The sequence below is a fragment of the Streptomyces armeniacus genome (assembly GCF_003355155.1).
In the GTDB taxonomy this organism is placed as follows: Bacteria; Actinomycetota; Actinomycetes; order Streptomycetales; family Streptomycetaceae; genus Streptomyces; species Streptomyces armeniacus.
Window position 1 is genome coordinate 6,156,648 of record NZ_CP031320.1, and the last position, 25,059, is coordinate 6,181,706.

Below are 25,059 nucleotides of genomic sequence, written 5' to 3' on the forward strand. Positions count from 1 at the left end.
GACCGCTGCCGGCGTTCGAGGTGCCGGGGGTCAGTGCACGCTCTTCAGCGGCAGCACCGCGCTGATCCGAAAGCCACCGCCCGGTCTCGGCCCCGCCTCCAGGTTTCCGCCGACCATCCCGACCCGCTCCCGCATGCCGATCAGGCCGTGTCCGAGGCCGTCCATGCCGCCGTCCTCGTACAGGTCGCGCTGTGCGCCCCGCCCGTCGTCCTCGGCGAGCAGCGCCAACTCGCCGTCGCCGTACGTCAGCTGCACGTTCGCGCCGACGTGCGGGCCGCCGTGCTTACGGGTGTTGGTGAGCGCCTCCTGCACGATGCGGTACGCGGTCAGCTCGACGCTGCTGGGCAGCGGGCGCGGGGTGCCCTGGATCTTGAACGCGACCGTGAGGCCCGTGCCCCGCACCTGGTCGACCAGGTCGGCCAGCTGCTCCACGCCGGGCTGCGGCACGTACTCGCCGCTCTCCTTGGACTGCTCGCCGGTGCGCAGCACCCCGAGCAGCCGGCGCATCTCGGCGAGCGCCTGCCGGCCCGTGCCCGAGATCGTCTCGAGCGCCTGTCTGGCCTGGTCGGGCGCCGCGTCCAGGACGTACGCGGCGCCGTCGGCCTGGACGACCATCACCGAGACGTTGTGCGCGACGACGTCGTGCAGCTCGCGCGCTATCCGGGCGCGCTCGGCGGCGACGGCGACCTTGGCCTGCGCCTCCCGCTCCTTCTCCAGCCGGGCGGCGCGCTCCTCCAGCTCGTGGTAGTACGCCCGCCGGGTGCGCATCGAGTCGCCGAGGACCCACGCGAGCACGAAGCAGGCGGTCAGCAGGACGGTGCTGAGCACGTCCTCGACGGCGTTCTGGTTCGGGCTGGGCCAGCGGAGACCGGCGATGGTCGGGGCGACGCACGCGCCGGCGAGGGCGAGCCGGGACGCCCACTGCACGTTGCGGGAGGCGACGGTGAAGATGATCACCAGGAAGGCGAAGTTCCCGATGAACACCTGCACGTTCGCGATGAGCTGTGCGACCCCGGCGCCGCAGGACAACAGCAGCATCTTCTCGGGCGCTATGCGGCGCAGGGCGATGACGAGGCTCAGCGCCACCGCGACCGGCACCGCCGCGACCTGCTCCTTCGTGCCCAGCGCCTCGCCTTCGAAGTCCGCCTGGGTGCTCGCGATGATCCACACCGCGGACATCGCCAGGAGCAGGACGGCCCAGAAGCTGTCCACCCAGGTCGGATGTCTGCGGATGAAGTCATAGATGCGGTGCACGTCACCCAGCGTATGCACGCCGGGTACGTTCAAGGGTCAACCGGACGGCCGATCCGTGGACCCTTCACATACTCCCCAAGGTGGAGGCCCGGCCCTCGAAGCCCGGGATCCGGCCGCCGACCTGGGGCGCACAGCCCGTACGGTGTCGGCGTGGACGAGGACGGTGGCGCGGGCGGGGACACAAGCGGAGACCTGTCCCGTCAACACATCGGACGCCGCCGACGAAGGGTTAGGTGTGGACAGCGACGGAGGGCGGAACAGTAAAAAAAAGAAACGGGAGCGGCCCATGCCTGCGGCGTGGAACGGCGCCGCACCCACCCCTCCAGTGCCGCCCGCTCCTCCTCCGACAGAATCAACTCGGCCTTCGGCCGCCCAATACGCGCCACCAGGCAACCCTACACATCTGAACGGAATTCCCGACTCAGAAGACTAGGGCCTGTCGTCAAAGTAGCGCCGTCCGCCGAAGGCGGTGCCCACGGCGTCCGGTGCGTGCAGCTGCAAGGCGGAGTGCCGTCCTCGTAGTGGGCTACTCGGGCGGTGCGACAACGCAGGGGGCACCTCCCGGGCCGTCAAGGCCCAGGGGGAAGATGTGCGTGCAGGGCGTCGTGGGCAAGGCGGGACTTTGACGACAGGCGCTAGCCCACCACGTACGCGTACGGCTCCCTCACGACGGCAGGCGGTGCGCCGCGCGGGCCGTGCCCGTGACACCCGAGAGGAAGCCCTGTGCCCGGGGTGACGCCTGTTCCGTGAGCCACGCCGGGTCCACGTCGCACACGGCGACCTTCACCTCGGTGCCGGCCAGTGCGAGCGGCAGCGTGTGCACGACGGTCGAGGGGAAGCTGAGGATCGTGTGCCCGATCGGGCCGCGCCTGGCGACGAGTTCGAGCGGCAGGTCCGGGCGTACGACCTCCAGGGCGGCCTCGCCCGCGACCCGGTGCAGCTTCTCGGTGCTCTCGCGCCGGTGCGCGAAGTAGCGGGTGGCGCCGTGGGTGCGGGCGAGCCGGGTGACGGCCTCCAGATAGCGCTCTATGTCGACCACTCCCGTCTCCACCAGCGACGTGCCGACCAGGTCGGTGCCGCGGGTGAGGCGGGGCGGGCCGAAGCGGGCGCGGGTCCAGGCGAAGTCGTTCGCCGTGACGGTGACGCCGAGTTCGGTGACGGTCTCGTCCACCGGCATGGAGCTGAACACCTCGACCCGCCGCCCCTCCCCCGGCGTGAGCCGGCGGCGCGCGCGGTGCGAGACGGGCGCGTACAGCACGGCGGCGGGGCCGCCGACGCCCTTGCGGTGCCAGCGGGTGAGGCGTTCGCCGCGTGCGAGCTGGGCGACGAACTCCATGGTGGCGGTGCCGTCGTCGACCACCACGACCGTACGGGCGGCGGTGAGGTTGAGCAGCAGCTGTACGTAGCGCGAGAACGGGTCGCCGATGACGATCCGGGACGCGCGGCGCAGCGGCCGGGCGAGCGATGCGATGGTCTTGACGGGCGCGGCGGCGCCGCCGCGCGCCTCCGCCCACTGCACGGAGTGCCCTTCGTCGCGGGCGAGTTCGGCCATGCGGCGCAGCTGGCCGCGGGTCATCGGGTCGTTCGGCGGCAGCACCACGAGATCGAGCGAGTCGAGCGGGTCGAATTCACCGGACGTCCCGGCGGAGGCGGTGGGCTCCCCCGGCCCGTCCCCCGCTGTGGCGTCCGTGTGCGCCCACTCCAGTACGTTCAGCAGCTGGACCGGGCTCTCCACGAACGCGAGTGTCGCTGCGGCGCGACCGTCCCCGCGGGCCGGACCGGCGCGGCGCGCGCGGGCGCGCGGCGCGGCCGGGTCCGGCTCGGGGGGTGTGTCGGCGTGGCTCAACGCGTCGGCCGTATCAGACGGTCGCGGGCTCGCGCGCGGCGTCCTGGCCGTCGCCCTGGCCCTCCGTCTCGGCCTCCGCGATGACGCCCTTGACGCGGCGCAGCTTCTTCATCGGGGCCAGCTCGCTGTCGTAGACCTTCTTCACGCCGTCGCCGAGGGACTCCTCGATGGTGCGGATGTCGCGCACCAGCCGCTGGAGGCCCTGCGGTTCGACGGAGGCGGCCTGGTCGGAGCCCCACATGGCGCGGTCGAGGGTGATGTGCCGCTCGACGAAGGTGGCGCCGAGCGCGACGGCGGCGAGGGTCGTCTGCAGACCGGTCTCGTGACCGCTGTAGCCGATCGGCACGTTCGGGAACTCGGCCTGCAGCGTGTGGATCATGCGCAGGTTGAGCTCCTCGGCCTTGGCCGGGTACGTCGAAGTGGCGTGGCACAGCAGGATGTTCTCGCTGCCGAGCACCTCGACTGCGTGCCGGATCTGCTTCGGCGTCGACATGCCGGTGGAGAGGATGACCGTACGGCCGGTGGCGCGCATGGCGCGCAGCAGCTCGTCGTCCGTGAGCGACGCGGAGGCCACCTTGTGCGCCGGCAGGTCGAACTTCTCCAGGAACGCGACCGCCTCGGTGTCCCACGGCGACGCGAACCAGTGGATGCCCGCCTTGCGGCAGTGCTCGTCGATGGCGCGGTAGCCGTCCTCGTCGAACTCGACGCGGTGCCGGTAGTCGATGTACGTCATCCGGCCCCAGGGGGTGTCGCGCTCGATGTCCCACTGGTCGCGCGGGGTGCAGATCTCGGGTGTGCGCTTCTGGAACTTGACCGCGTCGCAGCCCGCTTCGGCGGCGGCGTCGATCAGCTTGAAGGCGTTCTCGAGTTCGCCGTTGTGGTTGATGCCGATCTCACCGGTGACGTAGACGGGCTGGCCGGGTCCGGCGGTCTTGTCGCCCAGGGTCCGGAGGCGGTGGCTGGAAGTCATGATGAGAGGGGTTCTTTCTGCTAGAGGAGCTGAGGGCTGGGGGGTTAGAGGGAGGGGCCGAGGATCCACGAGGCGATCTCGCGGATCGCGCCCGCACCACCGGGTGCGGAGGTGACCGCGCGGGCTGCGCCGCGTACGACGTCGTGTGCGCTCGCGACCGCGACGGGCCAGCCGACGAGGCCGAAGCACGGGAGGTCGTTGACGTCGTTCCCGACGTAGAGCACGCGCTCCGGCGCGATGCCCTGCTCCTCGCACCAGTGCCGCAGTGCGAGGTCTTTCCGGTCGATGCCGTGCAGCACGGGGATCTTGAGCTTGTGCGCACGTGCGGCGACGACCGGGTTCTGCTCCGTGGACAGGATCAGCAGCTTCAGCTCGTCGCGGCGGAGCGCCGCGATGCCGAGGCCGTCGCCGCGGTGCACGGCGACCAGCTCCCGTCCGTCGGAGTCGACGAGCACCCTGTCGTCGGTCTGGGTGCCGTCGAAGTCGAGTACGACCGCGTCGATGTCGGCGCGGGTGGGTCGCGGCGCGGCCGGCGCGGTCGTGTCGGAGCCCGTGTCGAGGAGCGGCGCGAGGGCGCGGGCACGGGCGAGGTCGTGCGGGTCGTCGATCTCCAGCACGCGGGCAGGGTCCGTACGGACGGCCTCGGTGCGGCCGAAGAAGCGGTGTCCGGCCTTGCGGAACCCGGGGCCGTCCATGGCGTACGCGGCGCCCGTCTCGAGGAAGTCCTGCGGGCGGTCCTGGCGGCGCGGGCGGAACGACTTGTCGTGGTTGACGCCGTGCGCGCCGGCCTCCGTACGGGCGCCACCCGCGTCCGTACGGACCGCGCCGGCCTCCGTACGGGCGGCGGCCGTCACGCTCTCCGCCTGTGCCTCCGCCGGGTCGCCCTCGCGCCACACGAAGCCGTGGAACGCCGCCACCGTGAGCGCGCTGTCCGCGCCGCCCTCGACGACCGCCGCCGTGACGCCCTCGATGTCCTCGGCCGCGATGAACGGGCTGGTGCACTGCACCAGCAGCACCGCGTCCACGGGGTGGCCGTGCCGGGCCTCGTGGGTGTCCATCGCGTGCAGGACGGCGGCCTCGCTGGTGGCCAGGTCGCCCGCGATGTCGTCCGGGCGCTCCACGATCTCGGCGCCCGCGGCGCGCGCCGCGGCGGCGATCGCGGAGTCGTCGGTGGAGACGGCGACGTGCGTGACCAGCCGCGCCGCGCGGCACGCCCGTACGGCGCGGGACACCAGCGGCACGCCGCCGACCTCGGCGAGGTTCTTGGCGGGCACGCCCTTCGAGCCGCCGCGCGCGGGGATCACGGCGAGCACGCGGCGCGCGCCGACGTCCGTACGGTGCGCGTCCGTACGGTGCGCGCCCGGCCGCTGTGCGGCTGCCGTGTGGTGCTGCTGCGCCGTCGGCTCCGGGTGTGCCATCTCGGTTCCCTTCGTGGCCGCTTCGGCCTGCGTGGCCGGTTCGGCCTGGTCATCGGACGTGCTCACAGCTCCCCCATGCGGCGGATCACCGGGGCGACGCGCTGGACGCCGTGCCGGTACGCGCCGCGCGCCGCCTCGCGTACGGCGTTCCGTACGGCCCGGCGCACCCCGGTCGCCTCCTCCGCCGAGCCGGCGGCGCCGGGCAGCGGGGTGCCGTCGGGCGCAAAGCCGTACCGGGCGAGGACCCGCGGCAGGTAGCCGGGCGCGGTGGTCGGCGTGTAGTACGGCGTGGGCAGCGGCAGGCTGTCGCGCGCGACCAGGGCGGCGACGCGGTCGCGGGCGGCGTCGAAGGCGGTCTCGTACGGCGTGCTGCCGCCGGTCGTGCCCCCGGTCGTGCCCCCGGTCGTGCCGTCGGCCGGGCACACGCCCTGTCGCGCCGTCCACTCCGGGTCGGCCTTGGGCAGCTCACCGGCGTCCAGCTGGTCCCAGGAGGTGAGGCAGCCGGAGCCGAGGAAGTGGTGGTTGCCGAGCGCCTCGCGGACGCCGAGGTCGGTGAGCACGGCGGTGGGCACCGCGCGGTGCAGGGACTCGAGGGCGGCCGTGGAGCTGACGGTGACCAGCAGGTCCGTACGGTCGAGGACCTCGCCCATGTGGCCGTAGACAAGGCGGCAGTTGGCCGGGAGGCCGCCGGGGAGGCGTTCGGCGAGCTTCTGGTACGGCTCTTCCTCGATGTGCGTGGTGTGCTCGCCCGGCTTGCTGCGGAGCTTGATCAGCACCTCGCGGTCCGGGTGCAGCCGGGCGTGCTCGACGGCGCGGCGCAGCAGGTACGCGCGGTCGGTGCGGTTGTCGGGCACGGACGGCTGGACGGCGAACACCACGGTGTACGGGCGGGGTCCGGCGCCGTCCGCGGCGTCCGCTCCCTCCGCGCCGTCCGCACCCTCCCGGGCGTCCCCGGCGGCTCCGGCGCTCGCGCCGTCCGCCGCGTCCGGCCCCCCGCCCGGACGCGGCCCTCCCTGCGACGCCCCGGTCCCGCCCAGGAACGGCAGGGCACACTCGACGACGCTCCGGCTGTCCGCGCCGACACCCTCGTACACCGCGCGGAACCGCTCGGCGTCGTAACGGGAGTTGGCGAGCACCACGTCGGCGCCGTGCCGGAGCAGCAGGCCGTCGGCCAGCTTCTCGTAGACGATCCCCACGTAGCCGGTGACGAGCACGGGTCTGCGCGCCCCGGCCTCCTCCGGCCGCCCGGGCGGCTCCTGCGGTGCGGCGGTCTGCCGTGCGGCGGCGGCCAGCCCGTGCACCATGGCCTGCACGGCGCCGCCCACGCAGGAGAGGACCACCACGTCGTACGCGTCGCGGGAGGCCGTACGGACGAAGTGCGTCCCCGTCACCTCGCGTACCGAGTCGACCTCGACTCCCACCTCCGCCAGCTGCCGCGGGGTCGGGGTGGCGCGGCCGCGCAGCAGCAGCCCCTCGATCCGGGCTTCCGGGACGAGGCGACGCGCGGTGAGCACGCCCCATTTCCAGCGAGTGTCGGAGTCCGCGAGCACGGCGACCCGGACAGGAGAGGAGGGGGCAGGAGTACGAGATGGCACGTCACTGACGCTAGGAAGGCATTTCGATTCCCGGCCCAACGCAAATACAACAGACGGTTAACAGCGGATCGACGTCCGGCCAACCACCTTGCGAGAGCGATGGGTTAACCATTCCGCCACGCCGTGTTCACCTCCGCGTACTCCGCAGGTCAAGACGGATGCCAGTCGGCCACCTAATGTCTCGCGGGTGGTCAAGCTCTCCGTCATCGTGCCGTTTTACAACGTGCAGTCCTATGCGCCCGACACCCTCAGAAGTCTGCGTGCCAACACACGCGCAGACTTCGAATTCATTCTCGTCGACGACTGTTCGACCGACGGGACACCGGAAATCCTGGAGCGCGCCGAGCGCGAAATTCCGGGTGCGGTGCGGGTGCGGCACGAAGAGAACGGCGGCCTCGCCACCGCCCGTAACACCGGGCTGGACGCGGCGAGCGGCGAATTCATCACCTTCCTCGACGGTGACGACTGGCTCGCCCCCGGGTACTACCGCGAACTCCTCGCCGCCATCGAGGAGCTGGACTGCGACTTCGTCCGCACCGATCACGTCCAGTGCACAGCACGCGCCCGTACGCTCTCCCGCGTCCCGCACGGCCGCCGCGGCGTCGCCCTGAACCCCCGCGACGCCATCCTGCCCGCGGACCGCACGACCTCCGTCGACTACGCGTACGCCTGGGCGGGCATCTACCACCGCAGGCTGCTCGACGAGGGCCTGCTGCACTTCACTCACGGCCTGCGCACCGCCGAGGACCGGCCGTGGATCTGGCGGCTGCACCGGGAGGCGAAGTCGTTCGCCGTGGTCGGCCTGCTGGGCGTCTTCTACCGCCGCGGCGTGGCCTCCTCGCTGACCCAGATCGGCGACGTGCGGCAGCTCGACTTCATCCGCGCCTTCGACCAGGTCGTCGAGGAGACCTCGCGGGACGCGGAGGCGGACCGGCTGCTGCAGAAGGCCGTACGCACGTACTGCGCGATCATTTCCCACCACCTGAGCAGCGGAAGGTTCGAACCGCAAGTGGCACGCAAGCTGCGCCAGATGAGCGCCGCGGCACTGAAGCGGCTGCCCGCCGACGTGCTCACCGAAGCGCTCGACTCGATGGACGTGCAGCGCGCGTCCCGCCTGCGCCGGCTGCGCAGGCGCCCGGTGAACGCCGGGGAGGCCGCGGCCTGATGCGTACGCAGATCTTCTTCGCCTCGTCCCTCTACGGCGCGGCCACCGTGGCCGCCGCCCTGGACGCGGGCTGCTTCGACGCCGCGGACCGCCGCGTGCTCCTGGTGAGCAACAACGCGGCCACGCCCGAGACCTCGCCCTCGCTCGACAAGATGGCCGGCTTCGAGCGGCTGCGCGACCGGTTCGACCGCGTGCTGTCCTGGAACGACGCCATCCGCCCGTTCCACCCCGGCGGCTGGTCGCCGCGCGCCGACGACGTGCCGCTGTGGGAGCGCCACCTGCGGCTGCTGTGGGGCCTCGGCGAGCCGCACCAGGACCCGGTCGAGCTGATCGTCGAGTCCATCCAGGTCAACCCGGCGCTCGCGCTGTGCCAGATGTTCCCCGAGGCGCCGGTCGACGTGTACGCGGACGGGCTGATGAGCTACGGCCCGACCCGCAACAAGCTGGACCCGCTCGTCGGCACCCGGGTGCGCCGCGTACTCCATCTCGACCTGCTGCCGGGGCTGCGGCCGCTGCTGCTCACGGAGTTCGGGGTCGCCCCGGAGACCGTGCCGACCAGCGCATTCAAGGCCGTACTGGCCGAACTGACCGCCGACGTACCGCCGTCCGTCACCGCGCGCGCCGCGAAGAGCCCGCCGCCGGCGCTGCTGCTCGGGCAGTACATGTCGGCGCTCGACATCCTGTCCGCCGACGAGGAGGAGCGGCTGCACGTACGGATGCTGCGCGGCGCCGTCGCCCTCGGCCACCGCCGCGTGGTGTTCAAGCCGCACCCGGTCGCGCCCGCGCGGCACTCCCGCGTACTGGAGAAGGAGGCCGGGGAGCTGGGCGTCGAACTCACCGTGCTGGACGACCCGGTGCTCGCCGAGGTGCTGTACGAGCGGCTGCGCCCCGCGCTCGTCGTCGGCTGCTTCTCGACGGCGCTCATGACGGCGTCGGCGTTCTACGGGCTGCGGGTCGCCCGTACGGGCACGGATCTGCTGCTGGAGCGGCTGAAGCCGTACCAGAACAGCAACCGCGTCCCCGTCACGCTCGTGGACGCGCTCCTCCCGGACCTCGACGACCCGGCCGCCGTCGAGTCCTGGCGGGCGCCGGACGCGGAGCGGGTGAGCAGCGAACTGACGGGGCTGGTGCGGACGGTGGGCTTCTGCATGCAGGCGCAGATCTATCCGGATCTGCGGCCGGAAGCGGAACGCTTTCTCTCGACGAAGCTGAACGAGCGCACCTGGCCGTACTTCAAGCGCCGCAGACTGACCGCACTGGGGCTGCCCGGCGCCGTGCCGTCGCAGCTGTCGTTCCTGCCCCGCAACGCCGTGGTGCGCAGGGTCGCCCGCCGCGCACGCGCCATCAAGCGCGGCACGCTGGGATGAGCGCACCGATAGCCGCGGCGGGCTCCGGCACCGTCGCGAACATGCCCGGAGCGCTGCCGCCCGCGGCACCCATGAAGCCCGCGACGGCGGGCGCCGCGGCTCCCCGGGCCGGGGCGCACACCGTCGTCCCCGCGCCGAGGAAAGCGGCACCCGCCCGGCTGCGCGCCCTGGACGGGCTGCGGCTGATCGCGGCGCTGATGGTCGCCGCGTACCACCTCGGCGGGCGCAGCGGCGAGATATCCGCCGCCTGGGGCAGCTCCCCGGCGGTGCAGTTCCCGTCCATGTCGCAGCTCTTCGCGTACGGCTGCCTGGGCGTCCACATCTTCTTCGTGATCAGCGGCTTCGTGATCTGCATGAGCGGCTGGGGCCGCAGCCTGCGCGCGTTCACCGCCTCCCGCATCGCCCGGCTGATGCCCGCGTACTGGGCCGCCGTCGTGCTCGTCACCCTCGTCTTCGCCCTGCCCTGGGTGATCTTCGAGGCGGTGTCGCCCAGCGACATGCTGGTGAACCTCACCATGCTCCAGGAGCCGGTCGGCTCCGACCGGGTCCTGGGCGTCTGCTGGACGCTCTGGGTCGAGATGCGGTTCTACCTGCTCTTCGCCCTCTTCGTGGTCATCCCCGGCGCCACCCGGCAGCGCGTCGTGTTCTTCTGCGCGGGCTGGACGATGGCCGGGGTGCTCGCGCAGGCGTCGGGCTGGGAGCCGCTGAAGCTGGCCGTCATGCCGGAGTACGCGCCGTTCTTCATCGGCGGCGTCGGCCTGTACCTGGTGCACCGCTTCGGGCACGACGCGACGGCCTGGGCCATCGTGATCAGCAGCTGGCTGCTCGGCCAGCACTACGCCGTCGCCGGCCTCTGGCGCCCGGCCGCCGACGCGGGCTTCGCGTACCGCAGTTCGCTCGGCATCATCGCCGTCGTCACGGTCGGCTACGTGCTGGTGGCCGCGATCGCCCTCGGCCGCTTCCAGTGGGCCAACTGGCGCTGGCTGACGGTCGCGGGCGCGCTCACGTACCCGTTCTACCTGGTGCACGAGCACCTCGGCTGGGTCGCGGTCCGCTTCCTGCACCGGCACTTCGGGCTGCCGTCGTGGGCGGTCCTGCCGCTGACGGTCATCGGCCTGCTGATCCTGGCCTGGCTGCTGCACCGCCTGGTGGAACAGCCGCTCACGCCGCGGCTCAGGAAGGCCTTCGGGCGATAGCGGCGGCCGGACACCCCTGACCGGCGTCCCCGTTCAGCGTTTCGGCAGCAGCTTCGCCTCGATGCCCGCCACGAGCACCTCCAGGCCTTCCTCGAAACGCTCCTCGTAGTTCAGGAACAGGTCACCGCCGGCCTGAGCCGCCAACGGGTGCTCCGCGCCGATGCGTTCGGCGCGCGCCGCCACGTCGTACCCCTCGCGCCGCTCGCCCGGCACGGGGTACACGCCCTGCTCCTCGGTGACGAAGCCGAGCGTGAAGGCGAACGCGAGGGAGAGCGCGCGGGCTGCGGCGCTCGGCGTGAAGCCCGCGGCGACGAGCGTGCGCAGGTACGACTCCTGCAGCGCGGCGTGCCCGAAGTCCGTGAAGCGGGTGCCGCCGAAGACCTTCGCGCCGTCGCGGTACGCCAGCAGCCCGCGCCGCAGCGCCCGTTGCATCCCGGTCAGCCGCTGCTGCCAGCCGGTTCCGTCCGCGCCGACGTCTTCCTCGGACGGTGCAGACGCCGCAACGGTGCGGAACATGGCGGTGGCCATCTCGTCCAGCAGTGCCTGCTTGCCGGTGAAGTGCCAGTACAGCGCAGGGGCCTGGACGTCCAGCTCCTTGGCGATGCGGCGCAGCGTGAGCCCCTCCAGGCCGACCTCGTTCAGCAGCCGGAGCGCGGTGTCCACGACATGGGCGCGGTCGAGCGGCGGTCTGCGCGCGGGCGCGGCCTTCCCGCGCTTCCCGGTCTTCTTCTCATCGTCCACGCTTGACAATTTAACACCGTTAAAGCAATGCTTCCGGCATGACCTCACTTAACAACGTTAAGGACGCTGGTTCCGGCCCCGCCGTGCTCATCGTCGGAGCCGGACCGACCGGGCTCACCCTCGCCGTCGACCTCGCACGCCGCGGCGTGCCCGCGCTGCTCGTCGAGCGCGCCGACGGGCTGTTCCCCGGCTCGCGCGGCAAGGGCCTCCAGCCCCGCACCCTGGAGGTCTTCGACGACCTCGGCGTCATCGACCGCGTACTCGCCGCGGGCGGCCCCTATCCGCGCGTGATGACCTGGGAGGACGACCGTCAGCTCGGCGAGCACGACATGGCCGTCCGCTCGCCCGGCCCCGTGCCCGGCGTCCCGTATCCGGAGGGCGTGATGCTGCCGCAGTGGCGCACCCAGCGGGTGCTGTACGAGGGGCTGCGCGAGCTCGGCGGCGACGTACTCTTCGGCACCGCGCTGACGGAGCTGGCCCAGGACGAGTCCGGCGTCACGGCCCGGCTGGGCAACGGCGAGTCCGTACGGTCGCGCTGGCTCGTCGCCGCCGACGGCGGACGCAGCACCGTACGCGGGCTCCTCGGCATCGGCATGACGGGCGAGACGGTCGCCACCGAGCCGATGTTGGTCGCCGACGCACGCGTCGAAGGACTGTCGCGCGAGCACTGGCACATGTGGCCGAAGGCGCCGGGCGGCGGCATCGCCCTCTGCCCGCTCGCGGGGACGGACCAGTTCCAGATCTCGGCGAAGCTCGGGGAGAACGGGCACCCGGGCGGGCCCGGCGGGCCGGGCACCGGCCTGGCGGACGTACGGCGGCTCGTCGCGGAGCGGACCCCGCTCGACGCGTCCGCCGTACGGGACCTGAGCTGGGCGTCCACGTTCGTGGCGCGGGCCGCGCTGGCCGACCGGTTCCGGGACGGCCGCGTCCTGCTCGCGGGCGACGCGGCGCACATCCACTCCCCCATGGGCGGGCAGGGGCTGAACACCAGCGTCCAGGACGCCTACAACCTGGGCTGGAAGCTGGCCGCGGCGCTCGCCGACCCCGGCACCGAGGAGGCGCTGCTCGACTCGTACGAGCGCGAACGCGTCGAGGTGGCCGCCGACGTCCTCGGCCTCAGCACCCGGCTGCACCGGGCCGCCGACGCGGGCCGCGAGGAGGGGCGGCGGCGCGGCCGGGAGGTGCTCCAGCTGGACCTCGGCTACCGCACCGGACCGCTCAGCCGGGACACTCGCGGCACGCCGGACGGCACGCTGCGCGCGGGCGACCGCGCCCCGGACGCGGAGTGCGCGCTGCCGGACGGGACGCCGCTGCGCCTCTTCGACGCGTTCCGCGGCCCGCACTGCACGCTGCTCGCCGTGGGCGGTGCGCCCGCCGACGGCGCCGTGCCCGCGGTGCCGCTGCCGGTCCGCACGTACGCGGTCACGATGACCGAGCCGCACGCCCGCGAGGCGTACGGCACCCGCCCGGCGCTCTTCCTGATCCGCCCTGACGGCTACGTGGGGCTGGCCACGGAGGACCCGGCCGAGGTGGCGGGCTACACGCTCCGCCCTTGAGCGGGCGCGGCACGGGGCCGACGAAGGGCCCGCGTATCACGTGGGAAGGGTCACAAAGCGGGCCGACGGCTGGTCGCCGGGGCGGCCCGTTGCGCAAGGTGGGGCGAACCGGGACGGCAGCGGCCGTGGACCCGTATGCCCGCAGACCGTCGCACGCACCACGGAGCACGAGGAACGACCATGACCCACACGCTCGCGGCCAGGATGACGGCCCCGCTCACCCGCACCGGCGGACCCGACGACGACGGGCACCGCGAGCTGCTGGAGCACGCCCTCGGGTGGACGCTGCTGGTGCTCGTCGCCGTGCTGGTCACCCGGCTCGGGTTGATGTAGCCCGGCGGGTTCGGTCATCCGCACGCGGCAACTGTAATCAGTCAAATACCCTGGGCTACAGGCGTGATGACAACGGCACACGCTGTGACGTCTGTGACATCAGGGGGTCCCTGTGGCCAACATCAAGCAACTCGACCCCGGGGCCTCGCCCCTCCACTACTTCGGCAGTGAGCTGCGCCGCCTCCGCAGAGAGGCAGGACTGACCCTCGACCAGCTCGGTGAGCGGCTCTACTGCACCGGCTCGCTGATCGGCCAGATCGAGACGGCGGACCGGAACCCGACCAAGGACTTCATCGAACGGGCCGACAGGGCGCTGGACGCCAACGGCTCCCTGCTGCGGCTGTGGCCGCTCGTGAGCCGCAGCCGGTTACCGCGCAGTCATCGGCAGGTGGCCGAGGTACAGGCAGCGGCGACCCAGATCTACGCCTACGAACCGCAGTTGGTGCACGGACTGCTCCAGACGGAGGCGTACGCACGGGCCGTCCTCGGCGTGCTCGACCACGACGACCTGGACACGCGGCTTGAGGCGTGGATGGCCCGGCAGCACGTCCTCACCCGCGACCAACCCCCGCTGTTCTGGGTGGTGCTGAACGAGGCAGTGCTCCACCACGAGGTCGGCGGCCCGGAAGTAATGCGGGAGCAACTGACGCATCTGCTGAGCTACGTGGGCACCCGGCGCGTGCAGATCCAGGTGCTCCCCTTCAGCACCGGAGCCATGGCGGGGCTGCACGGGGAATTCCAGCTCCTCTCCTACGTGGACCAGCCCAGCATCGTCTACGGCGGTGGCTGCGGCGCCCAACCCACCGCAAATACAGAGGAGTTCGCAGAGCACTCCCTACGTTACGATCTGCTACGAGCCGCAGCACTCTCCATCGAGGACTCGGCGCGGCTTATCGCTCGCGTACTGGAGGAGCGCTATGACCCCTGCCCCAGAACAGACGACCCGCTGGCGTAAGTCCAGCTACAGCAACAACGACAACGGCATGTGCATCGAGTGCGCCACGCTCGGCGCCACCGCCTGGCGCAAGTCGAGTCGCAGCAACAACGACAACGGCGCCTGCGTCGAGATCGCGACGCTGCCCGCCGCCGGAGCGATAGGCATCCGGGACTCCAAGGTCCCGGACGGCCCGCACCTCACGGTGTCCCCGGAGGCGTTCGCCGCCTTCGTCCGCACCGCCGCGACCGCGTAACGCGCGCACGAAACCCGGCCACCCGGCCGCACCGCCTAGGCGGTGCGGCCGACGTGCGTGACCAGCCCCAGCAGACGGCCGACCTCTTCGTGCGACACGCCCTCCCCCAGCCTGCCGACCGCTTTGCGCCGCTCGCGCTCGGCAATCGCGAGCGCGTCTTCGAGATCCTCTGTCACCTGGGGCGAGACGAGGAGCCCGGCAAGCGCGCGCAGGCAGCCCGCGCGCGAAGCGCTCAGACGCTCATGCCACGCGCGTGGGCAGGGGGCGAAGAACGAAGGCGCCGTCGATAGCGAAGGGACCGCTGCTGGCTCCATCCAAGGGTCCCCCATGTGCTTCATGCGGCTGAGAATCCGCTTGAAGTGGCGGACCCCAGCGTGGGTTGGCCAGGCAACCGTTCCACCCACGCAGGCACCTCGACCAGGTGTTCAGCCCGCAGGCCGACGTGCGGGTCGGGCTGGATGAGGAGAGTCGCCGAGCCGCGAGCGGCGCGTTCCGCGGCCCATTCGTGGTCGAGGCTGGTGAAGTCGTCGTCGATCCAGGCGGCGGGGGCGTCGCCGAGCCAGGCGTCGACGTGGTCGCGTTTCCACAGGTAGCCGTTGGGATGGCTGGTGGTGATCTGTGGGCGCGGGAGATCGACGTGAGGGAAGGGCGGGAGTCCGAGGAGGGGGCCTATCAGGGTGGCGGCGTCTTGGCGCCAGCTCGTGCACCAGATGGGAGTGACTAGGCCGGTGCGGATTACGTCCATGAGCAGAGGGCCGTGGGCGGAGTTGAGCCAGATCGTCACCGGGTCGTCCGGGGCCCGATGGGAGGGGACGACATCGTGGTGGGCGTGGCTGGCTGGGCCGGTCCCTGTGTCGTCGGGGAATGGTATGAGGACGCCATCGATGTCGAGGAGAAGATAGGGCACGCGCATCGGTTCCTCCGTGGGAAAGCCAGGGGCTGGTGTCAGAGCTTGCGTGCGGTGATCAGCAGGGTGGTGGGCCAGCGGTTCTGGTGGGCGTCGTGGAATTCCTGGGCCGAGGCGAGCCAGAGACCCGCCCGATTGAGGTGCTTCTCCCAGCGGTCTGCGTTGAAGTCCCACCGGACGAGGGGCAGACGGCGGCGATCAGGCAGGATGACGGAGTCGCGACGGGGCCGGTCGTCGGCGGAAGGGCTCCTACCGGCGCGCAAGGGGTGAGGCACCGAGAAGACGAGCGGGCAGCCCGGCTTGAGGTGGTGCGCGATGCCAGGGAGCAGGAGTTCGGGGGCGACGAGGCCGACGGCGCCGAAGACCGAGTAGATCGCGTCAAAGGGCTGGTCGGAAGCCTGGAGGTAGTGCAGGGCGTGGCCGGCGACGAAGGTGAGGTTGGCCAGGCGTCCGTAGTGGGATCGGGCCCGGCGGACCTGGAGGCCGACCAGGTCGACGCCGGTGACCCGCGCTCCGGTTGGGGTCTCCCCTGCTCGAGCGGAGCCGAGAACTTGGGGAAGGGCGGCTAGGCAGGCGGCGTTGTGTCCGGGGCCGCAGCCGAGTTCCAGCACCCGCTTGCGACCCAAGTCGGGACCGAGGATCTCGGCACCGGGGCCGCTGCCTGGCCGTGTGGTCCACTCCATGCGGGCCGGTACGGGCAGCGGTTCAGCCGGACCGGCCGCAGTGCGTTGGAGGGCGTGGGCGTACCACGGGGTGGTCTGGGCGAGCATCTACACCTCCAGGAGCTGGAAGGCGTCGGTGAGGTGGCGGCGTACGACCTTGATGTACGCCGGGTCCGTAGTCGGCTCGTTGATCCAGCGGATGGCCTGCTCCATGAACCACTCCACGGCCCAGATCCGGTGCCAGCCCAGCGCCCACTTCTCGGCCGCGAGCCCGGCCCGCTCGGCGAGGGCGTCGGGTGTACCGCCTTCTGTCACGTACGACTCCAGAAAGGCGCGCAGACGTACGGGGTCGGGGGCGTCGAGGGTGCCGTGCCAGCTCGCGAGGTCGAGCAGGCCGGGGCCGGTGAAGGCGCGGGCGAAGTCCAGCAGGCGCCAACCGCTCCGGCCGATGTGGAGGCTGGTGGGGTGGAACTCGGAGTGCACCCAGCCGAAGGGCGCCACGGTCGTACCCGCCGCACGAGCATCGGCGGCCTGGGCGATCCCGTCGAGAGCGTCCTCGATGTCGTGCGCGTCCTGCCAGCGCTCTTCTTTGCGGAGCTGGCCGAGGTGGTCGAGCGCACGGCCCGGCAGTGCACGCAGCCCCTGCTGGTCGAGGACGGGCAGGGAGGCCGCGCTACGGGTGTGGTGCAGGACCACGGCTGCGGCGGCACCGTCGAGGTCTTCAGCATCACGGATGGGAGAGCCAAGGTCTTCCAGCAGCATCCCCAGCCAGCCATCTTGTACGGCGGAGGCGAGGACCTGCGGGACGGGGACGCCGAGATTGTGCGCCAGTCGCAGCGCTTGGTCCTCGCAGTCGAACGGCTTCTTGGCGTACTTGAAGATCGCCGTAGTTCCGTCGGGGAAGGTCAGGCGTTCGACTCCGGACATGGACCACACACGCACCTCCTCACGGGCCGGGGCGGGTTGGCCGGAGATGGTGAGCAAGCTGTCCAGGAGTTCGGCGTTGAGATTCGTGTCCATCAGAAGGCTCCAGTGCGGTGGTGTCCGGGGCGGGCGAGGGGGCAGCCCGCCCCGGACACCTGGTCGGGGGTTACGTGGGATCGCTCACGCGGTGGGTGTAGACCTGCTTGATCCATCCGGCCTTGAAGGCCGCGAGGTCGTCGCGGAAGGCGGCCATCGAGGCACCGTAGGGCGCCACGACGCCGCCGGACTGGTCCGGCACGGACTGGCAGCCGTGCACGAGCCGTCCGCCGAGGGCGGCGTGGGCCTTGATGGACTCAATGCGGCGATGCTCGTTGAACCAGCCGCCGTGGTAGACCTCGTCGAGCATGCCCCCCGTCTCATCGTCCAGATCGAAGACGACGGAAGTGGCGGCCGGGAAGAACCAGCAGGGGCCGACGTTGGAGATGTGCCCGTCCAGCTCGACCTTGTTCAGCGCCATCAGCGTCGCCGCCTCCCGCAGCATCTGCAGATGGCCGGAGGTGATCTGCGGGAGGCCGAGGCTGGCGAGGTGCTCGTCGCGGAACAGGTACGAGTACACCCCGTAGGCGGTGCGAAGCACCCTGGCCGCGTCCGATGTGGACTCGGCGTGAGTCTTGATGAAGTCGAGCGCGAGCTGCTCGACGGCGCTCTCCGTGGTCTCCTCCACGTCCAGGAGCTGGGCCTTGACCAGCTCCCAGTCGGCGACGAGCCACGTGCTGGACTCGAAGCGGAAGAAGTAGCCGGCGGGATCGATGGTGAGGCGCCGGCCGTCGACGTGCATGCCGGGCAGTCGGCTCCAGCGCTCGTCTAACGCCTCGGGCAGTTCGACCGTGATGGCCGTGGTGTCGATGGTGGTCACCGTGTCTCCGTCTCTGTTCGGGCATACGAATGCCCGAACCCGGTGTCGTTGCAGGATTCTTCGGGAAGCCGCCAGGATCGGCGGGGGAGCCTGGAGCGTGCCGAGCAATTCCGGGCGGCTGTACTTCAGTGAACCCTTCGTCACACACAGTGGGTACGGTGAGAGGCAGTTGACGCCGTATACGCGGTTTACAGCCCCCGGAACGGAGGCCAACGTGGCAGCCCAGAGGGAACCCAACTGGCGCCTGCGCGAGACCATCGACGCGGTCGGCTGCACGTACGAGGCGTTGGCGAAGGACGTACGACGCGTCGCTGCCGAGAACGGCGAGTTCCTTCAGACGAACAAGTCGGCCATCTCCCACTGGGTGGGCGGTGCCCGCCAGCCCACCGGCCGGACCGGCGGATACCTCGCCGAGGCGCTCTCCCGTCGTGCAGGGCGCGTCGTCACTCAGGCCGAGATCGGTCTGAGCGCACCCGGTAGCGAACAAGCCGAGGACCACGACCCGGTTCTGACGGTCACGGACCTGGGCCGCGCCGATGTCGAGCGCCGCCGCTTTCTCGCGCTGGCCGCCTTCACGACCGCCGGCGTCGCCATGCCGCTCGCCTACGACCATGAGGCCACGACGCGCATGCTGCGCGCCCGCACGGGCACGGCCGCGATCGGCCTGGAAGAGGTAGAGGTCGTACGCCAGATCACCGCCACGTTCAGCGCTGCCGATGAACGCCTCGGCGGTGGCCACGGCCTGACCACCGTCACCGCCTACCTCGCCGACACTGCCGCGCCCATGCTCCGGGGGCGATTCCCCTCCGAGCCACTACGCCGAGCAGCCTTCGCCGCCGTAGCGGAACTCGCCTACCTCGCCGGATGGAAGCACCACGACCTCGGCCAGGAGGGCGCGGCGCAGCGCTACTACCAGGTCGGCTATCAGCTCGCCTGCGAAGCCGACCCCCATGGCCACGCCGCCTGGATGATGCGCGCCCTCGCCCACCAATCACTCAGCCTCAAGCAGCCGCACCACTGCGTAGATCTGGCCGAAGCCGCCCTGTCCCAGGGAATCGGCCACATCGACGGCCAGACCGAAGCCCTGCTCCACATCACCCACGCCCGCGCCTTCGCCGCCGTCGGTGCGAAACCCGCAGCCGCCCGTGCCCTGCTGGCCGCAGAAGACGCCCTGCTTCGCGACGACGGCCCGCAGCCCAGCTACTCCCGCGTCAGCGGACCAGCGCCCGGCACCGTCGCCAGCCACACCGCCCGCACCCTCACCGACCTTGCCGACCACGTAGGCACCGAACAACAGCACCGGGACGCGCTGACACGCTGGGACCCGGAGAAGTACAAGCGTGTCCATGCCCTTACCTACGCCGACCTCGGCGACAGCCTCGCCGCCCAGGCCCGCGCCGACGAGGCAGTCGCCGCCTGGTCCCAAGCGCTGACGCTCATGGACGGCATGACCTCCGACCGCACCCGCAAGGCGATCACCGCGATGAGGTCACCCCTCGCCATCTACCAGCGGCGCAAGGTACCCGGTACCGCCGAACTCGCCCGCCGTGCACGCGAAGCACTGGCATAGCATCGCCACCAACCTGGCCGACGAAGGGACGCGACGTGGCTCAGCCGAACACCGAGGACCAGCCCAAAGCCCTCAAGCCCGCCCTGGAATCCATGACCCTGCTGGTCGCCGCCGTCATCGTCCACGACAAAGACACCAACCGGGTAGTCCTCCTCCAGCGCAGCGAGAACGCCAAGTTCGCCCAGGGCATGTGGGACCTCCCTGTCGGCAAGAGCGATCCCGGTGAGCCGATCACGGAGACGGCGGTCCGAGAGCTGTACGAGGAGACGGGGCTGACGGTCAAGCCCGAATCCCTGAAGGTTGCCCACATCATCCACGGCGCCTGGGGCGTGGAGGCACCGAAGGGCTTCCTCACCGTCATCTTCGCCGCCCATGAGTGGACCGGCGAACCCGAGAATCGCGAACCGCGCAAGCACGCGCAGGTGCGCTGGGTCGACGTCGACGCCATCCCGGAGAACTTCGTGAAGACCACGGCAAGTGCCCTGCGTAACTACCTCACGGGTGGGACCGAGGTCTCGTTGAACGGTTGGCAGTAGGCCCCGACCGCTCCTTTAGCTGTCGAAGATTAATCTTCTGACACACGGGCGGCCGTCCGCAGCAGCGCCACCGCGCGCTCCGCGAGCGCGCGCGGGTCCGCGTCGATGGGCAGCGCGGCGCCGTTCTCGTCCGCCTCCAGCGGCTCCAGGTCGGCGAACTGCGAGTCCAGCAGCCCGCTCGGCATGAAGTGCCCGCGCCGCCCCGCCAGCCGCTCGGCGACGAGTTCGCGGGAGCCGGTGAGATGCAGGAAGTACAGCCCGGGTTCGGCGGAGCGGAGCCGGTCGCGGTACTGGCGCTTGAGCGCCGAGCAGCTCACGACGCCGCCCAGCCCGCGGTCCGTACGGCCGCGGGCCCACGCCCCGATGGCGTCGAGCCACGGCACGCGGTCGGTGTCGTCGAGCGGGGTTCCGGCGGACATCTTGGCGACGTTGGCCTCCGGGTGGAACGAGTCGGCCTCGGCGTAGGGCACACCGAGCTCATCGGCCAGCAGTTCGCCCACGGTGGACTTGCCCGTGCCGGACACCCCCATGACGACCACCACCTGCGGGATGGACATGCACCTACCTCGCTGTCTCCGTCGGTTCTCGATCTCGGCTCAAAAGTACGATCAATTCACGTTACAGGGGCGTAAAAGTCATACATAAATGGGTGGTGGTCCTGCCCGCACCGTAGGCTGATGCCATGGACACACAGCGAGAGGGGCTGCACGCGAAGGTGCTCGCGTCGCTCGGACCCGCCATCACAGGGGGCGACTACCCGCCGGGCAGCGTGTTGCGCACCGACGAGCTGGAGCAGCACTTCTCGGTGTCGCGCACGGTCATGCGCGAGGCGATCCGGGTGCTGGAGTCCATGCACCTGGTGGTGTCGCGGCGGCGGGTCGGAGTGACCGTACGGCCGGCCGAGGAGTGGAACGTCTTCGACCCCCAGGTGATCGCCTGGCGGCTGCGCGGCGCGGGACGGGCGCAGCAGCTGCGTTCGCTCACGATGCTCCGCTCCGCCGTCGAGCCCGTCGCCGCCCGGCTGGCCGCCGAGCGCGCCACCCCGGAGCAGTGCGCCGAGCTGACCGAGCGCGCCATCGGCATGGTGGCCAACTCGCGCGGCCAGCAGCTCGACTCGTACCTGGTCCATGACATCGCCTTCCACCGCGTGGTCCTGCAGTCGTCGGGCAACGAGATGTTCGCCCGGCTCGGCGACGTCGTGGCCGCCGTCCTCACCGGCCGTACGGAGCACCAGGTGATGTTCACCGACCCCGACCCGCCCGCCGTCAGCCTGCACGTGCAGGTCGCGGAGGCGATACGGGAGGGGAACGCCGCGCGCGCCGAGGAGCTGACGCGGGAGATCACCGTCGGCGCGATGGCCGAGCTGGACGTGCTCGCGCCGTGAGCGCCGCGCGCCCGGCGAACACCGCGGGCCCAGTGAGCGCCGCAAGCCTCGCCCCGGCCTGACCACCGGCCGCCCCCTGCATCCGTACGTCGGTGTGCCCCCGCAGCGAGGAACAGGCTGCGGGGGCACACCCGTCGGGCCGCCCCAGAGGGGGGAGTGCGGGGCGGCCCTGCCTCGTACGCGCCGCGTGGCCCGACGTCCGCCTAGACGACGACCCACAGCCCGAGCGCGATGACGAACGCCGAGAGGCCCAGCGTCGTCTCCATCACCGTCCAGGTCTTCAGGGTGGTCTTCTCGTCCATCCCGAAGAACCGGCTGACGAGCCAGAAGCCCGAGTCGTTCACGTGCGACAGCACGGTGGCGCCGGCCGCGATGGCCACCACGAGGAGCGCGATCTGGGCATCGCCGAGGTTCGCGTCGTTGACGGCGCCTGCGATCAGTCCGCCGGTGGTGGTCAGCGCGACGGTGGCCGAACCCTGGGCGACCCGCAGCAGCGTGGCGATGATGAACGCCTGCAGGATCAGCGAGATGCCGAGGTCCGAGAGCGACGAGCTGAGTGCCTCGCCGATCCCGCTGAGCTCCAGCACGCCGCCGAACATGCCGCCCGCGCCGGTGATCAGGATGATGGCGCAGATCGGGCCGAGCCCCTCGTCGAGGATCTTGCGTACGCCCTCCATCGACGTACGCGGCTGCCCCAGGACGAAGATCGCGACCAGCACGGTGATCATCAGGGCGACCGGGGTGTTCCCGAGGAGCCCCATGAACACGACCCAGCCCGCGTCCTCCTGCACGGTGCCCGCCGTCGCCAGCGTGTCCAGCACGGTGTCGAACGAGATCAGCACCAGCGGGACGAGCAGCAGCGTCAGCACGGTGAGGAAGGCGGGCGGGCGCGTGCCGAGGGCGACACCGCCCCCGTCGCCCTTCGCCCCGCCGTCCTTGCCGACGCCGTTGCCGTCACTGCCGCCGTCCTCCGTACGGCCGAGGTCGTCCTCCGTACGCCCGAGCTCGTCGCGCGTCTTGCCGAACACCACGTCGGACACCGGCACGTAGACGCGGGCGCCGAACCAGCGCGAGACGAGGTACACGCCGACGTACCAGGCGGCCACGGCGATCGGGATGCCGATCAGCAGGGTGACGCCGATGTCGCCGCCGAGCTGTTCGGCCGCCGCCACCGGACCCGGGTGCGGCGGAACGATCGCGTGCATGGCGGCGAACGCGCCCGCAGCGGGCAGCGCGTAGAGCAGCAGCGAGCCGCCGAACCGCCGGGCGACGGTCAGGATGATCGGCAGGAACACGACCAGCCCGGCGTCGAAGAAGATCGGGAAGCCGAAGAGGAGCGCCGCGACGCCGAGCGCGAACGGCGCTCGCTGCTCGCCGAACCGGGCGATCAGCGTGTCCGCCAGCACCTGGGCGCCACCGGTCACCTCCAGCAGCCGGCCGAGCATGACGCCGAAGGCGACCAGCAGGGCCACGGACCCGATGGTGTCGGCGAAGCCGAACATCAGCACGTCGGGGATGTCGGCGAGGGGGAAGCCGACCGCGACCGCGGTCACCACGCTGACGAGGACCAGAGCCACGAAGGCGTGCAGCTTCACCTTCATGATCAGGAACAACAACAGGGCAACGGCGCCCGCCGCGATCAGCAGCAGCGTCGCCGTGCCGTAAACCGGCTCAATAGCTTCCATAAGGACAACTCCATAGCGAGGACCGAACGGAAGCTACGTGATTGGTAGTACCTATTCAAGAGTCTGGACGGGAAAAGTCATACGATTGGTTCGGGTGGCTCCGGTACGGCCTGCTCCGCGACCGGGTCCGCGGTCTGTCCCGCGGCGTGCTCCGCGCTCTGCTCAGCGGCCTCCGGCCACCGCTCGTACCAGCGCTGGTCCGCCTCCAGCTGCGCCGCCAGCGACACCAGCAGCGGCTCACTGCCGGCCGGCCCCAACAGCTGGGCGCCCAGCGGCAGTCCGGACTCCGTGAAGCCGGCCGGGACGTTGACGCCGGGCCAGCCGAGCACGTTCCAGGGCCAGGCGTACGGGCAGTGGCCGATCATCGTCCGGTCCGTCTGCCAGCCGGACAGCGTGGCCAGGTCGCCGATCCGCGGCGGCGCGGTGGCCGTGGTGGGCGCCAGCACGACGTCGTACCGGCGGAACAGCGCCCCCACGCGCCGCCGCAGCGGCTCCTCGGCCGCGCGCGCGAGCCGCAGCGCCGGGCCGCCGAGCACACGCCCGGTGCGTGCCACACCGCGCGTACGGGGGTCGAGCAGCGCCGGGTCCGGCACCCGCCGGGTCCACGCGCGTACGCCCGCGGTGGCGCGCGGCACGAAGGTGAGACCGATCGGGCCGTACGCCGGGTCCGCCTCGACGACCTCGTGGCCGAGCGCGGCCAGCCGTTCCGCGAGCGCCGTCACCCGGCCCCGTACGACCGGGTCGAGGATCTTCGGGGTGGCCGTGAAGGGCATCCTGAACGACAGCGCGATCCGCAGCCGTTCGGGCTCACGGGCGGCCGCCGCCACGACGTCCACGGGCGGCGGCCGGTGCAGGTCACCGGCCGTGCTGCCGCTGGCGGCCTGGAGGAGGAGCGCCGCGTCGGCGACCGTACGCGCGAGGGTGCCGTGCACGGTGATGCCGTGGAACGCCTCCGGGTCCGGCCACGACGAGATCCGGCCGCGCTGCGGCTTGATGCCGACGAGATGCGTCCAGGCCGACGGGATACGGACCGAACCCGCGCCGTCCGACCCGAGCGCGCCGCCGACCAGCCCGGCGGACACGGCCGCGGCGGAGCCGCCGGACGAGCCGCCGGGGGTGTACGCGAGGTCCCACGGGTTGCGGGTGTCGCCGAACGCCGGGCCCTCGGTGAACGGCCACTGGCCCAGCTCCGGGGTGTTCGTCTTGCCGACGATGACGGCGCCTGCCGCCCGCAGCCGGCGTACGGCCTCGGCGTCCGCCGTCTTGCGGGTGAAGTCGCCGGCGCAGCCGAAGGCCGTGGGCTCGCCCGCGAGATCCGTGTCGTCCTTGATCGCGACCGGTACGCCGAGCAGCGGCGCACGCTCCCCCGCCGCCAGCCGTACGTCGGCCGCGTCGGCCTCGGCGAGGGCGGCCTCGCGGCGGACGAGCCGGAAGGCGTTCAGGGTGGCCTGGGTGGCGTCGATACGGGCGAGCGCCTGCTCGGTGAGCGCCCGCGACGTCACCTCGCCCGCGGCGAGGGCGCGGGCCTGGGCGGTGAGGCCGCGCACGGGGGGCGCGGCGGGCGTGGGCGCGGGGCTCGGGGAGACGTCCCCGTCCGGTCCGGACACGTGAACCCCTCCTGCTACTCGCGGGTAAGTCCGTCCATCTTGGGCCATGGACGCGCGGCTCACAACGCCCGCGACAGCGGAGGCGGAAGTGGAGGCGGCAGCGGAAGCAGCGGCGGAGGCCGGGAAGCGGGGCGGCCGGCAGGCGCGGGAAGGGGCGAGAAAGGGCGAGAACTCGTCATCCCCCGGGGAGCCACCCGTGCGCCCAACGATGCGGGCGGAGCAGGGGTGGTGCATCGC

At 71.7% G+C, this 25,059-nt stretch carries 24 protein-coding genes; 10 read left to right on the forward strand and 14 right to left on the reverse strand.

From position 1 onward, the window contains the following. Positions 1-30: 30 nt before the first annotated feature. From DVA86_RS26705 to DVA86_RS26725, 5 genes are all read right to left on the reverse strand, one after another. Entirely contained in the window at positions 31-1,254 is a 1,224-nt protein-coding gene (locus DVA86_RS26705) for a sensor histidine kinase (RefSeq protein ID WP_208882082.1), read from the reverse strand. 664 nt (positions 1,255-1,918) lie between these two features. Next, positions 1,919-3,100, reverse strand: coding sequence for a hypothetical protein (locus tag DVA86_RS26710; protein ID WP_425470933.1), 1,182 nt, complete (start codon positions 3,098-3,100; stop codon positions 1,919-1,921). 13 nt (positions 3,101-3,113) lie between these two features. Next, a complete protein-coding gene (locus DVA86_RS26715) occupies positions 3,114-4,070 on the reverse strand; it encodes an N-acetylneuraminate synthase family protein (protein WP_208882086.1) in 957 nt (318 codons plus the stop codon). A gap of 44 nt (positions 4,071-4,114) precedes the next feature. Next, a complete protein-coding gene (locus DVA86_RS26720) occupies positions 4,115-5,554 on the reverse strand; it encodes an acylneuraminate cytidylyltransferase (protein ID WP_245997206.1) in 1,440 nt (479 codons plus the stop codon). After that, positions 5,551-7,038: a DUF6716 putative glycosyltransferase gene (locus DVA86_RS26725; RefSeq protein ID WP_208885215.1), complete on the reverse strand. Its 1,488-nt coding sequence runs from the start codon at positions 7,036-7,038 to the stop codon at positions 5,551-5,553. Before DVA86_RS26725 ends, DVA86_RS26720 begins: the two co-directional genes overlap by 4 nt. Before the next feature lie 232 nt (positions 7,039-7,270). Here DVA86_RS26725 and DVA86_RS26730 point away from each other — a divergent pair, with 232 nt between their 5' ends. Genes DVA86_RS26730 through DVA86_RS26740 form a run of 3 tightly spaced genes read left to right on the forward strand, consistent with a single transcriptional unit; the run spans position 7,271 to position 10,811 of the window. Continuing rightward, complete coding sequence (locus tag DVA86_RS26730; RefSeq protein ID WP_208882088.1) at positions 7,271-8,248, forward strand: glycosyltransferase family 2 protein; 978 nt, start codon at positions 7,271-7,273, stop codon at positions 8,246-8,248. Continuing rightward, positions 8,248-9,615: a polysialyltransferase family glycosyltransferase gene (locus DVA86_RS26735; protein ID WP_208882090.1), complete on the forward strand. Its 1,368-nt coding sequence runs from the start codon at positions 8,248-8,250 to the stop codon at positions 9,613-9,615. Before DVA86_RS26730 ends, DVA86_RS26735 begins: the two co-directional genes overlap by 1 nt. Further along, the gene (locus DVA86_RS26740; protein WP_245997208.1) at positions 9,612-10,811 is read left to right on the forward strand and encodes an acyltransferase family protein; all 1,200 of its coding nucleotides are present in this window, start codon (positions 9,612-9,614) and stop codon (positions 10,809-10,811) included. Before DVA86_RS26735 ends, DVA86_RS26740 begins: the two co-directional genes overlap by 4 nt. Before the next feature lie 33 nt (positions 10,812-10,844). On the opposite strand, the gene DVA86_RS26745 is transcribed toward DVA86_RS26740, so the two are convergent. Further along, positions 10,845-11,552 carry a TetR/AcrR family transcriptional regulator C-terminal domain-containing protein gene (locus tag DVA86_RS26745; protein WP_245997210.1) on the reverse strand — a complete coding sequence of 236 codons (708 nt, stop codon included), beginning with the start codon at positions 11,550-11,552 and terminating at the stop codon, positions 10,845-10,847. 38 nt (positions 11,553-11,590) lie between these two features. Between DVA86_RS26745 and DVA86_RS26750 the strand changes: the two genes are divergently transcribed. From DVA86_RS26750 to DVA86_RS26765, 4 genes are all read left to right on the forward strand, one after another. Continuing rightward, positions 11,591-13,108, forward strand: coding sequence for an FAD-dependent monooxygenase (locus DVA86_RS26750; protein ID WP_208882094.1), 1,518 nt, complete (start codon positions 11,591-11,593; stop codon positions 13,106-13,108). A gap of 180 nt (positions 13,109-13,288) precedes the next feature. Then, complete coding sequence (locus DVA86_RS26755; RefSeq protein WP_208882096.1) at positions 13,289-13,441, forward strand: SCO1431 family membrane protein; 153 nt, start codon at positions 13,289-13,291, stop codon at positions 13,439-13,441. Positions 13,442-13,553: 112 nt separating this feature from the next. Next, positions 13,554-14,396: a helix-turn-helix domain-containing protein gene (locus tag DVA86_RS26760; protein ID WP_208882098.1), complete on the forward strand. Its 843-nt coding sequence runs from the start codon at positions 13,554-13,556 to the stop codon at positions 14,394-14,396. Beyond that, positions 14,359-14,631: a DUF397 domain-containing protein gene (locus DVA86_RS26765; RefSeq protein WP_208882100.1), complete on the forward strand. Its 273-nt coding sequence runs from the start codon at positions 14,359-14,361 to the stop codon at positions 14,629-14,631. Before DVA86_RS26760 ends, DVA86_RS26765 begins: the two co-directional genes overlap by 38 nt. 35 nt (positions 14,632-14,666) lie before the next feature. Here the strand turns inward: DVA86_RS26765 and DVA86_RS26770 are convergent, their stop codons facing one another. The 5 genes from DVA86_RS26770 to DVA86_RS26790 all read right to left on the reverse strand — a co-directional run bounded on the left by DVA86_RS26770 (position 14,667) and on the right by DVA86_RS26790 (position 18,040). Then, on the reverse strand, positions 14,667-14,945 hold the full coding sequence (locus DVA86_RS26770) for a hypothetical protein (protein ID WP_208885633.1): 279 nt from the start codon (positions 14,943-14,945) through the stop codon (positions 14,667-14,669). Between the two features lie 20 nt (positions 14,946-14,965). After that, positions 14,966-15,544, reverse strand: coding sequence for an HAD domain-containing protein (locus DVA86_RS26775; protein ID WP_208882102.1), 579 nt, complete (start codon positions 15,542-15,544; stop codon positions 14,966-14,968). Between the two features lie 32 nt (positions 15,545-15,576). Further along, positions 15,577-16,308, reverse strand: coding sequence for a class I SAM-dependent methyltransferase (locus tag DVA86_RS26780; RefSeq protein ID WP_208882104.1), 732 nt, complete (start codon positions 16,306-16,308; stop codon positions 15,577-15,579). Then, positions 16,309-17,220 (reverse strand): phosphotransferase family protein, encoded by a 912-nt coding sequence (locus DVA86_RS26785; protein ID WP_208882106.1) that lies wholly within the window; start codon positions 17,218-17,220, stop codon positions 16,309-16,311. It abuts the gene before it with no gap. A gap of 70 nt (positions 17,221-17,290) precedes the next feature. After that, positions 17,291-18,040: a hypothetical protein gene (locus tag DVA86_RS26790; RefSeq protein WP_208882107.1), complete on the reverse strand. Its 750-nt coding sequence runs from the start codon at positions 18,038-18,040 to the stop codon at positions 17,291-17,293. Positions 18,041-18,254: 214 nt separating this feature from the next. Between DVA86_RS26790 and DVA86_RS26795 the strand changes: the two genes are divergently transcribed. Together DVA86_RS26795 and DVA86_RS26800 are read left to right on the forward strand one after the other, a co-directional pair. Further along, positions 18,255-19,610 (forward strand): NsdA family TPR-like regulatory protein, encoded by a 1,356-nt coding sequence (locus DVA86_RS26795; protein WP_208882109.1) that lies wholly within the window; start codon positions 18,255-18,257, stop codon positions 19,608-19,610. 35 nt (positions 19,611-19,645) lie between these two features. Further along, the gene (locus tag DVA86_RS26800) at positions 19,646-20,146 is read left to right on the forward strand and encodes an NUDIX domain-containing protein (protein WP_208882111.1); all 501 of its coding nucleotides are present in this window, start codon (positions 19,646-19,648) and stop codon (positions 20,144-20,146) included. Positions 20,147-20,175: 29 nt separating this feature from the next. Here the strand turns inward: DVA86_RS26800 and DVA86_RS26805 are convergent, their stop codons facing one another. Continuing rightward, complete coding sequence (locus DVA86_RS26805; protein ID WP_208882113.1) at positions 20,176-20,703, reverse strand: gluconokinase; 528 nt, start codon at positions 20,701-20,703, stop codon at positions 20,176-20,178. 125 nt (positions 20,704-20,828) lie between these two features. Here DVA86_RS26805 and DVA86_RS26810 point away from each other — a divergent pair, with 125 nt between their 5' ends. Beyond that, the gene (locus tag DVA86_RS26810) at positions 20,829-21,530 is read left to right on the forward strand and encodes a FadR/GntR family transcriptional regulator (RefSeq protein ID WP_208882115.1); all 702 of its coding nucleotides are present in this window, start codon (positions 20,829-20,831) and stop codon (positions 21,528-21,530) included. 203 nt (positions 21,531-21,733) lie between these two features. Here DVA86_RS26810 and DVA86_RS26815 read toward each other — a convergent pair whose 3' ends face one another. After that, positions 21,734-23,215, reverse strand: coding sequence for a GntP family permease (locus DVA86_RS26815; RefSeq protein ID WP_208882117.1), 1,482 nt, complete (start codon positions 23,213-23,215; stop codon positions 21,734-21,736). Positions 23,216-23,292: 77 nt separating this feature from the next. Further along, positions 23,293-24,822, reverse strand: a complete 1,530-nt coding sequence (locus DVA86_RS26820; protein ID WP_425470934.1) for an amidase — start codon at positions 24,820-24,822, stop codon at positions 23,293-23,295. Positions 24,823-25,059: the final 237 nt, after the last annotated feature.